The following is an 8,956-nucleotide window of genomic DNA, read 5'->3' on the forward strand; positions in this document are numbered from 1 at the left end:
CTGATATGCTTGGACCCAACCCGACTTTTTCAAGCCCCTGATGAATCCTCTCAAAATGCAGTTGCTGTTGATCGGCACCATGGCTATTTGGGGTTTGAACATTTCAGCGGTCAAGGTTTTAACCGGCTATCTCGATCCGTTGATCGTCGCCTGCCTGCGTATGGTGCTTGCGGCGATTGTCATCAACCTGACGCTGGCCTGGTCGCGTCGACCGGTGCGCCTGCTTGCCATAACAGCCGGGCAATGGCTGCGCTTCATCGCATGCGGCGTGCTCATGGTCTACGCCAACCAGATTCTGTTCACCTCGGGCATGCAGACGGCCAGCGCCACCAATTCATCACTGATCATGGCGCTCAGTCCTTTGGTGGCATCCATCCTGGCGGCCCTGATCTTTCGGGAAGCATTGACCGGAGTGCGCCTGCTGGGCATTGCCCTGGGTTTCGGAGGCGTATTCACGGTGGTGTTCAGCAATGCGGGCGCGGCGCTGGCCGGCGCCAGCTGGGGTGACGCCCAGATATTCGCGGCCATGTTCACCTTCGTCGTGGGCGGCATGCTGATCCAGAACCTGGCACGCCAGTTCAATGCATTGGTAATCAGCACCTTCATCTACACCATAGGCGCCGTGCTGCTCAGCGTGCACCTGTACCTCAGCGACTCGGTCGAGTTCAGCCTCGAAGCCCTGCTGCTTCCGGGCCTGTGGCCGCTGGCCCTGCTGGTGTTCACAGGAATCGTGGCCACGGCGATATGCAATATGTTGTGGAATCGCGCCATTGCGGAGCTGGGCGTCGCCCGGACATCCGTGTTCCAGTACTGGATTCCGGTTTTCGGCGTGGGGTTTGCCATGCTGCTGCTGGGCGAACCGTTTACCGCCTGGCACCTGGTAGGTGTCGCCGGCATATTGCTGGGCACCTACCTCGGCACGAGGCGTCCTAAGCCTGCTTGAATGCGTCTATCCAGTGCGCCGTGGATGCGTCGTGGGTGGGATCGATGGGCATCTTGCCCGCGAGCTCGCTTCCTATACCCTTGGCCAGCACCTTGCCGTACTCGACACCCCATTGATCAAAGGGATTGATGCCCCAGATGACGCCTTGGACAAAGACCTTATGCTCGTACAGCGCCAACAGGGCTCCAAGCGTGTAGGGCGATAGGCGCGGAAGCACGATAAGGTTGGATGGCCGTCCGCCGGCATGCACGCGGTGCCGAGCCAGCCACTCGGCCTTCTCTTGCGGTATACCGGACTGAAGCGTTTCTTTAAGGGCCTGATCGTGCGACTTACCCTTGAGCAGCGCCTCGCGCTGCGCCAGGCAATTGGCTAGCAGGATGCGATGGTGCTCGGGCCAGCCATGATCGGCGTGCTGGCAGATGATGAAATCCACCGGAGCGCCGTCGCTGCCCTGATGCAGCCACTGGAAGAAAGTGTGCTGGGCGTCGGTGCCCGGCATGCCCCACACGGCTGGTCCGGTGGGTACCCCCACGGGGTTGCCGGACAGGTTTACCGACTTGCCCAAGGATTCCATTTCCAGTTGCTGAATATAGGGAACCAAGTTGGCCAGGCGAAAGTCGTAGGGCGCAATATTGAGCGAACCGTAATCCAGGATACTGCGATTGACGATACCCGAAATTGCCATTTGAATGGGCGCATTATTAGCCAGTGGCGCCTCGGCGAAATGGGCGTCCATGGCCGCGGCGCCCGCCTGCATGCCGGCCACCACATCGGAACTGACGGCCAGGGCGGTGGTCAGGCTGACGGCGGACCACAATGAAAAGCGCCCGCCGACCCAGTCCCACAGCTTGAAGATGTGCGCGTCGGGCACGCCCCATTCCCGGGCGACATCGGCTTTTGCAGTAATGGCGACAATTTGTTGATAGGGGCTTTCTACGCCGGAGGCTTGCAGCCATTCCAGCGCTCGCTGCCCGTTCTGCAGTGTTTCGGCCGTGGTAAACGATTTGGAGGCCATCACGATCAGTGTGTCGTGCGGATCGAGCCCGGCCAGCCCACCCTGAATGGCGTGACCGTCGATGTTGGCCACGAAATGCACTTGTCGCCAGGTACCCGCGTAACCGAAGGCCGATACAGCCAGCCTTACGCCCCAATCGCTGCCGCCGATGCCGATATGCACAATGTTGCGCCACCGCCGTTCGGAATCGGCAAGGCGCACGAACTCGTTAAGGCGTTGGCGTTCGGCTGTGATTTCATCGATGGGAGCAGGGGCGCGAAGGGCAGAGTGCCAAGCGGCGCGGTCTTCGGTCACGTTGGCAATGCCGCCTTCGAGCAGGCAGGTGCGCATGTCATTGAAGTTGCGGGCGTCCAGCAGCGCCTGGGCGGCGGCGTCCAGCTCTGGTGAGCTGCCTTGTCCGCTGATGTCCAAGCTTATGCCCGCCGCCTGGATCAGCCGCAAGCCATCGATATGAATCGGGGAGTTTCGGGCGGCATTGTCGAACGCCGACCATTCGGGAAGATCCGACAGCGCGTCGGCAGTAGGCAGCAAGCTGGTCACGAGCATTCCTTTGGGCATTTAATCGTTGACCGATTGTATAGCCATTGGCGCCCGCGCAGCGCGGCTTCAGGGGTGGCCGATGATCTCGCCGTCATGCCCGGAATCGGGCACCCGCGAGATAGTCAGCGCATGTTCTTCTTATTAACGGCGACGCTGGCTTGGACCGCCGGGAGCGCGACCAGCAATATGGCGGAAAGTAATCCGGCCTTTGCTCAGGTCGTAGGGTGACATTTCGAGCGAGACTTTGTCGCCTGCCAGAATGCGAATGTGGTGCTTGCGCATTTTTCCGCCTGTGTAGGCAACGACCGGGTGGCCATTGTCCAGCGTTACGCGGAAGCGGGAATCGGGCAACACTTCGGTAACCAAACCACCCATTTCGATCAGTTCTTCTTTAGCCATAAAATATTCCTGTAAAAATTAAAAGAACGCCGGCGTGTCGAACTCGCGTTGCGTGTCATTCGATAGCGGGCATGATGCGATGTCGCGGCATCGCTGTGCAGTATAAGTACCGGAAGTGGCGGTGAAACCGGAACCTGAGGCGGCGTCTATGGCATTGATGAAGCCACAGGATGAATAGTGCGACGCGACGCCGTCTGGGCGCATGGTGCCTGGGTTCCCGGTGGGAGTAGGGTATTGTTATTGCTTGCTGCACCTGCGTTAGCAAGACAATGATACCACACGCGGGCCCGTATGCCAATTGGCGCTTACGTTAAATCGCGGGCGCTCGCCGTTTTACTTTCCCAGCCCGGAATGCCTGCTTCCACAAAACAAGATTGCCACCGCGCCGCGAGCTTGTTAGATTGCGTGTGGCGTATTGACGCGACACCAGCAAAAGGGAACCCCATGGCTCACGAATACCGGCACATCAAGTTCGACTACCAGGACGGCGTCGGGCGCATTACCTTGAGTCGCCCGGACACCTTGAACAGTTTCACGCAAGTGATGCACGACGATATCAAGGCTGCACTGTCCTTCATGGAGTCGCGCGATGATCTGCGCGGACTTATCATCACCGCGACCGGGCGCGGCTTTTGCGCGGGCCAGGACCTGTCCGAGCGCAAGCCGCTTCCTCCCGGGCAGAAGCGCGACCTGGGACTCGGCCTGGAAAATAATTACCGTCCACTGGTGCTCCGGTTGCGCGCACTGCCCGTGCCCGTGGTCTGCATGGTCAATGGCGTGGCCGCCGGCGCGGGCGCCAGCGTTGCACTGTCTTGCGATATTGTCTTCGCGGTCGAGTCCGCCAAATTCATACAGGTCTTCAGCAAGATAGGGCTGTTGCCGGACGCGGGCGGCACCTATTTCTGGCCGCGCATGGTCGGTATGCAGCGCTCGATGGGCGCCGCCCTGTTTGCCGAACCGGTCAGCGCACGCAAGGCTGAAGAATGGGGCCTGATCTGGCGCTGCATACCGGATGCTGAACTGGAGTCCCAGCTGGCCGCATTGCATGAAACCCTTGCCAACGGCCCGACCAGGGCCTACGCGGCCACCAAGCAGGCACTCTATGCATCGAGCGCCAACACGCTCGAAGCGCAGATTGACTACGAGACCGAATTGCAACGGGAACTGGGCTATACGGACGATTACCTCGAGGGCATGGTCGCCTTCGGGGAAAAGCGCGCGCCCCGCTTCGAGGGTCGTTGATACAGCAAGCCTCCTGCTCAAATCATTATTATTGGATTCACATGCCCACTGTTGCACAACTGAAAGAAAGCCTGGCCCTGCCCGTCATCGGTTCGCCCATGTTCCTGGTGTCCAACCCCGCCCTTGTCATTGCCCAGTGCTGTGCCGGTATCGTCGGGTCCTTTCCGGCCCTCAATGCCCGTCCGCAGGAAGTGTTTGAGCAGTGGCTCGTGGAAATCGAAGAGGGTATAGCGAGGTACCGCGCCGAGAATCCCGGCGCCAAGGTGGCACCCTATGCCGTCAACCTGATCGTGCACCAGTCCAATCCTCGTCTGGAAGACGACCTGGAAGTCTGCGTGCGGCATCGCGTTCCTATCGTCATCACGTCGCTGCATTCGCCCGAGCGCGTCGTGGAACGCGTCCATGAGTATGGCGGGCTGGTGCTGCACGACGTCACGACAATACGCCACGCCAGGAAGGCCGCGGCGGCCGGCGTGGATGGCCTGATACTGGTATGCGCCGGGGCAGGCGGCCATGCGGGATCGCTGAGCCCCTTCGCGCTGGTCAATGAGGTGAAGGCCATGTATGACGGCCTGGTGGTGCTTGCCGGGTGTATTACCAATGGCAGCGGAATACTGGCTGCTCGAGCCATGGGGTGCGATCTGGCCTACATGGGTACGCGCTTTATTGCGACCGAGGAGTCCAGCGCCGTGCCTGATTACAAGCAGATGCTTGTGGACGCGACGGCGGCGGACATCATCTATACCCCGTTCTTCACCGGAGTTAGCGGTAATTACCTGAAGCCTAGCATCGCTGCAACCGGCCTGGACCCCGACAATCTGTCCGAAGGCGGCCGCGCCAGCATGGATGTGAGCAAACCCAAGAAATGGAAGGATATCTGGGGCAGCGGACAAGGAGTCGGCGGAATTGCTTCAATACTGCCGACCCGGCAGATTGTGGCGCAATTACAGAATGAGTATGAGGCCTCGAAACGGCAGCTATTGGCGTGAGACGCCCGGTATACTGGGCTGATGCATATGACCGGTACTGAATTCCGTGGCCACTGAAAAAAAACCCGATACGAACGTCAAGACCGCCTTGCGGGTGATCGAAATTATCGAGGTGTTCGCGCGCGAAACGAAACCGCTGTCGCTGTCGGAGTTGGCGCGGCATCTGGATGCGCCGGTCTCAAGCTGCCTGGCGCTGCTGCGCACGCTGGCCAGCCTGGGTTATGTATACGAAGCGGGGCGGCGCCAGGGGTATTACCCGACGGGGCGGCTGCTGGCGATGGCGCAGCGTATTTCGAAGGCGGATCCGATACTGGAGAAGGTGCTGCCTAGCCTTGAGGAGCTGCGGGATACGACGTCGGAGACGGTGGTGTTCGCGAAACTGGATCTGATGAATAACCGGGTGGTGTACCTGGATGTGCTGGCGTCGCCGCATCCGATCAGTTATGTGGCGGTGGCGGGTTCGCAGAAAGATATGCATGCGAATTCGCTGGGCAAGGCGCTGTTGTCGACGCTGACTGCCGATGAGAGGAAGAAGCTGCTGTCGGGGCGTAAATTGCAGGCGTATAACGCGCGGACGCTGGTGACGCTGGATGCGATCGAGGCGGATATCGAGGCTTCGCGGGAACGGGGCTGGTTCGCGAACCTGGGGGAGTCGATGACGGACGTGGGGGCGCTGGCGTGGCCGCTGAAGGTGTCGGGAAATGATTACGCGATTTCGATTGCGGGGCCGTTGTATCGGATCGAGAGCAGTCTGGAGGATCACGCGAAGAAGTTGCGGGTGGCTTGTCGGTTCATGGAGCAGAATATTTGAGGCTGGCAGCGTAGTGGCTATAGCTATACATTGCGGACTGTCCGTGCCTCTGTATTGCTCTGCTTTGAATCTACGTGACTGCGAATTGGTTTCTTCTGGCGGCGCCGGGGGCTGGTGTGGGCCGGACTCCATATCGCTGCGGTCCTGTGCTTCGCCAGGACTACCCGCGTCGGCGTCCTGAGTCAGGGCGGGTGCGAACTCGCGGCAACGGGCAGCCACTGGCTGCCCGTAAGCGCGCCGCTCAAACAGGCGCACCCTTTTTTCCCTGACTCAGGACGCCGACGCGGCGCGCTCAAATTTCGTCCTGCCCACACCAGCCCCCGTCTCCTCGGGAGACTTGATTCGGGGCAGTACGGGTACGGAAAGCGGCCGCTCTGGGCGTGGAGCTGGTGGCTTTACGCGGCGAATCCGCCGTCGATCAGCAGGCTTGATCCGGTGACCATACCGGCTTCAGGGCCTGCCAGGTATGCCACCATTCCGGCAATTTCCTCTGGGCGTGCATGGCGCTCCAGGGCCATCAAGCCGTGCATGGAGGCGGCCATGGGTCCGTCTGCAGGGTTCATGTCCGTGGCGGTGGGACCTGGCTGCACATTGTTGATGGTAATGCCGCGTGGGCCGAGGTCGCGGGCAAGACCGCGAGTCAGGCCCACAATGGCGGCCTTGCTCATGGCGTAGACGGCTCCTCCCGCCCATGGCATACGTTCCGAGTTGGTGCTGCCGATTGTCACGATCCGCCCGCCTTCGCCCATGTGGCGTGCAGCCTCCTGAACGCCGACGAATACAGCGCGTACGTTTACGGCCAATGTGCGGTCAAAGTCTTCGAGTGTGAACGTGTCCAGCTCGCCCATTAGTGCCACGCCGGCATTGTTGACCAGCACGTCGAGGCGGCCGAAAGTGGTTGCAGCCTGGTCGATGGCGGCGGTGAGCGCCGCTGCATCGCTACTGTCGACCTGCAGCGCCAGAGCCCGCCCGCCCGCGGCTTCGATGTCGGCGGCAAGTGCCTCGGCGCCCGTGCGCGAGGCGGAATAGGTGAAGGCAACGGCCGAACCATCGCGAGCCAGGCGCCGCACGATGGCCGCACCGATACCGCGCGAGCCGCCGGTGACGAACGCGACTTTTCCGGAAAGGGGAAGGGAAATTGAGTTGCTTGTGTTGATAGCCATGATTAAAAGCTCCTTGATTCAGATTTAAATGAGGGACAACGTGGTGTCCTTAGGGCCAGTATCCAGAATCTCTGTGTTGCCCGGTAGTCATCAATCAGATGGATTAATTTCAACTGTTGGTTGAAAATGGATGTCATGCAACCACTTATCTACCTGGAATGCTTCGTCAAGGCTGCCGAGAGTGGCAGCTTTTCTGCGGCTGCACGCCTGCTGGCGATTACGCCGGCGGCAGTCAGTAAAAATGTGGCAAGGCTGGAGGCCGCGTTGGGTGTACGGCTGTTTCAGCGCAGCACCCGCAAGCTGACGCTCACCGAAGGCGGCGAGCATTTTCTGCGCCAGATCAGTGCCGCGCTGACGACGCTTTCAGACGCGGTGAACGATGTTTCCGAGCAAGACAGGCAGCCGGCTGGCACCTTACGCGTCAGCATGGGCCAGGCTTTCGGCCGTGGTTATATGGTGCCGTTGCTGGATGAGTTTCTGCAACGTTATCCGGCTATCGTGCCTGATTGGCGCTTCGAGAACCGTCAGGTCGACCTAATCGGCGAGGGGTTCGATGCGGGCATTGGCGGAGGGCTGGATCTTAAGCCTGGCATGGTGGCGCGCGAGCTCGGTCGCATCCACATCGTGGCGGTGGCTTCTGCCTCGTATATGGCCAACAAGCAGCAGCCTCGCGATCCGTCTGAGCTTTCCGCATTTGACGGCATCGTGCGACGCGCCAGCCACACTGGCCGTATCAATCAATATTCATTGCGCAACGCGGCCGGCGACACGGCGACGGCAGAGCTGCGCCCCCGCATTATCTTTGATGACCCCGAGGCCATTTGCCAGGCGGCCTTGATGGGGCTCGGCGTAGCGTTGCTGCCCATGCCGTTCGCCATGCCCTGGCTGCAGAATGGCGCATTGGAAAGAGTATTGCCCGGCTGGTCGGCAGACGTCGGGCCGGTGTCCCTATACTATCCTGCGAAAAAACTCCTTCCGGCCCGAACGAGGGTGTTCGTTGACTTTGTCATCGAGCAGTTCCGGGATCGCGATTTTGCCCGCCTGATCCAGAGCAACGGTAGCAGCGCCGCGCTTAGCGCAGTGCGGCAACATTGACGGCCCTTGCGCCGCAGGCCTGCACCAGTTCCGTATCGTGGCTGGCGAACAGTACGACGCGATCCCGTGACCAAGTCTTGAACTGTTCGGCCAGCACGGCGCGAGCCTGTGCGTCCAGCCCGCTGCTGGGGCCGTCCGCAATGACGACGGCTGGTTCACCCAAGGCGGCGGCCGTTAGGTAGACCTTGCGGCGTGTACCCGTCGACATCTGTTCGAAGCGCTTGTCCAGATGTGGTTCCAGCCCCAGCCGGTATGCCAGGTCAAGGACGGTATCATCGAGAATTGCGTTCTTTTCCGAGGCGGCTTGCTCGAGGAATTCACGCCCCGTCTGCGAGGGAAACGCCAAGCAATTGTCGGGCACATAGGCCAGGCGGGCTTTGGCTTGTCGCGGCGCGTGGGTCAACGAATGCCCGTCGATCCAGACGTCTCCGGTATCCGGCGCGATAACGCCCGCGATGATGCCCAGCAGGCTGGATTTGCCTGTGCTGTCTTCTTCGCATAGCGCCACACATCCGGGCGAAAATGTATGAGTCAGCCCATGGAATATGAAGTGGTCGTCATAGCGCTTGCTGAGATTGTCGATGCGTATCATGCCGGGGAGTGTACGCATGAATGCAGCGCAGGGCTAGAGTGAATGGTACTTACTTAGCGCCCGAGAAGTTGAGGTCGTACGGCCAAGTGACTGATTAAACAGGAGGGCGGGCCGTCCCAAGGCTTGGTAGGATGGGAGTTCTCACACAACCGTCCATCTCGCCAAAG

At 60.5% G+C, this 8,956-nt stretch carries 9 protein-coding genes; 5 read left to right on the plus strand and 4 right to left on the minus strand.

Annotation, left to right across the window (positions count from 1 at the left end; translation table 11 throughout):
- The first annotated feature begins 40 nt into the window (after positions 1-40).
- Complete coding sequence (locus CR159_RS09630; protein WP_233208242.1) at positions 41-943, plus strand: DMT family transporter; 903 nt, start codon at positions 41-43, stop codon at positions 941-943.
- On the opposite strand, the gene pgi is transcribed toward CR159_RS09630, so the two are convergent.
- Both pgi and infA read right to left on the minus strand, forming a co-directional pair.
- The gene (pgi, locus tag CR159_RS09635; protein ID WP_102073817.1) at positions 930-2,504 is read right to left on the minus strand and encodes a glucose-6-phosphate isomerase; all 1,575 of its coding nucleotides are present in this window, start codon (positions 2,502-2,504) and stop codon (positions 930-932) included. The genes CR159_RS09630 and pgi overlap by 14 nt on opposite strands.
- Positions 2,505-2,639: 135 nt before the next feature.
- Positions 2,640-2,897 (minus strand): translation initiation factor IF-1, encoded by a 258-nt coding sequence (infA, locus tag CR159_RS09640; RefSeq protein WP_013744218.1) that lies wholly within the window; start codon positions 2,895-2,897, stop codon positions 2,640-2,642.
- Between the two features lie 444 nt (positions 2,898-3,341).
- Here infA and CR159_RS09650 point away from each other — a divergent pair, with 444 nt between their 5' ends.
- From CR159_RS09650 to CR159_RS09660, 3 genes are read left to right on the plus strand one after another with little or no spacing between them, the layout of a single operon-like run.
- A complete protein-coding gene (locus tag CR159_RS09650; protein ID WP_102073795.1) occupies positions 3,342-4,139 on the plus strand; it encodes an enoyl-CoA hydratase-related protein in 798 nt (265 codons plus the stop codon).
- 41 nt (positions 4,140-4,180) lie between these two features.
- Complete coding sequence (locus CR159_RS09655; RefSeq protein WP_102073796.1) at positions 4,181-5,128, plus strand: NAD(P)H-dependent flavin oxidoreductase; 948 nt, start codon at positions 4,181-4,183, stop codon at positions 5,126-5,128.
- 37 nt (positions 5,129-5,165) lie between these two features.
- Positions 5,166-5,939 carry an IclR family transcriptional regulator gene (locus CR159_RS09660; protein ID WP_439650515.1) on the plus strand — a complete coding sequence of 258 codons (774 nt, stop codon included), beginning with the start codon at positions 5,166-5,168 and terminating at the stop codon, positions 5,937-5,939.
- 395 nt (positions 5,940-6,334) lie between these two features.
- Here the strand turns inward: CR159_RS09660 and CR159_RS09665 are convergent, their stop codons facing one another.
- The gene (locus tag CR159_RS09665) at positions 6,335-7,102 is read right to left on the minus strand and encodes an SDR family oxidoreductase (RefSeq protein ID WP_102073798.1); all 768 of its coding nucleotides are present in this window, start codon (positions 7,100-7,102) and stop codon (positions 6,335-6,337) included.
- A 135-nt stretch (positions 7,103-7,237) separates the two neighbouring features.
- Between CR159_RS09665 and CR159_RS09670 the strand changes: the two genes are divergently transcribed.
- Positions 7,238-8,197 carry a LysR family transcriptional regulator gene (locus tag CR159_RS09670; protein WP_102073818.1) on the plus strand — a complete coding sequence of 320 codons (960 nt, stop codon included), beginning with the start codon at positions 7,238-7,240 and terminating at the stop codon, positions 8,195-8,197.
- Here CR159_RS09670 and CR159_RS09675 read toward each other — a convergent pair.
- The gene (locus CR159_RS09675; protein WP_102073819.1) at positions 8,175-8,789 is read right to left on the minus strand and encodes an ABC transporter ATP-binding protein; all 615 of its coding nucleotides are present in this window, start codon (positions 8,787-8,789) and stop codon (positions 8,175-8,177) included. The two genes, CR159_RS09670 and CR159_RS09675, sit on opposite strands and share 23 nt — an antisense overlap.
- Positions 8,790-8,956: the final 167 nt, after the last annotated feature.

Source organism: Pollutimonas subterranea, assembly GCF_002849655.1.
GTDB classification, from domain to species: Bacteria; Pseudomonadota; Gammaproteobacteria; order Burkholderiales; family Burkholderiaceae_B; genus Pollutimonas; species Pollutimonas subterranea.

Coding starts and splice junctions, on each gene's coding strand:
- CR159_RS09630 (WP_233208242.1), top strand. CDS start 41: ATGAATCCTCTCAAAATGCAGTTGCTGTTGATCGGCACCATGGCTATT.
- pgi (WP_102073817.1), bottom strand. CDS start 2,504: ATGCTCGTGACCAGCTTGCTGCCTACTGCCGACGCGCTGTCGGATCTT.
- infA (WP_013744218.1), bottom strand. CDS start 2,897: ATGGCTAAAGAAGAACTGATCGAAATGGGTGGTTTGGTTACCGAAGTG.
- CR159_RS09650 (WP_102073795.1), top strand. CDS start 3,342: ATGGCTCACGAATACCGGCACATCAAGTTCGACTACCAGGACGGCGTC.
- CR159_RS09655 (WP_102073796.1), top strand. CDS start 4,181: ATGCCCACTGTTGCACAACTGAAAGAAAGCCTGGCCCTGCCCGTCATC.
- CR159_RS09665 (WP_102073798.1), bottom strand. CDS start 7,102: ATGGCTATCAACACAAGCAACTCAATTTCCCTTCCCCTTTCCGGAAAA.
- CR159_RS09670 (WP_102073818.1), top strand. CDS start 7,238: ATGCAACCACTTATCTACCTGGAATGCTTCGTCAAGGCTGCCGAGAGT.
- CR159_RS09675 (WP_102073819.1), bottom strand. CDS start 8,789: ATGATACGCATCGACAATCTCAGCAAGCGCTATGACGACCACTTCATA.